At 68.7% G+C, this 406-nt stretch carries 1 protein-coding gene; it reads right to left on the reverse strand.

Annotated elements, in window-relative coordinates; all coding sequences use genetic code 11:
* Positions 1-406: transposase (locus tag ACYQ1H_RS15585; RefSeq protein WP_460028953.1), on the reverse strand; the 406-nt coding region annotated here is incomplete at both ends.

Raw genomic sequence — 406 nt, forward strand, 5'->3', positions numbered from 1 at the left:
CACGTGACCCGCGTGGTGGCGTCGCATGGCCGGCGCTCCTCGTCGTACGCCAGACCCGAGACGTACTGCCAGCGAGGTGTCTCGCACCCGCGCTCGACCACGGCCTCGTCGCTGAGGTTGAAGGCGTGCTTGAGGTAGAGCAGCGCCATCATGATGCGCAGCGGCACCCGCGGGCGCCCGGCGTTGGACTTGCGCGCAAGGGGTTGCGCAGCCTCACCAAACCGATCCAGATCGGGCATGGCCTGCGCGGCGCGCGCCTTGCGCGAGAACAGGTGCGCCACCGATGCCTCGATCTGCTGCCACGGCATGCGAGAGGCCAACACCACCAGCGGGTGGCGCAGATCGATCATGGGGTCCAGGCGGGCGCGGAAAAAGTCCTCGGTGGCCGCGTCGGCGAACATCACAA

The organism is Methyloparacoccus murrellii, from assembly GCF_054657115.1.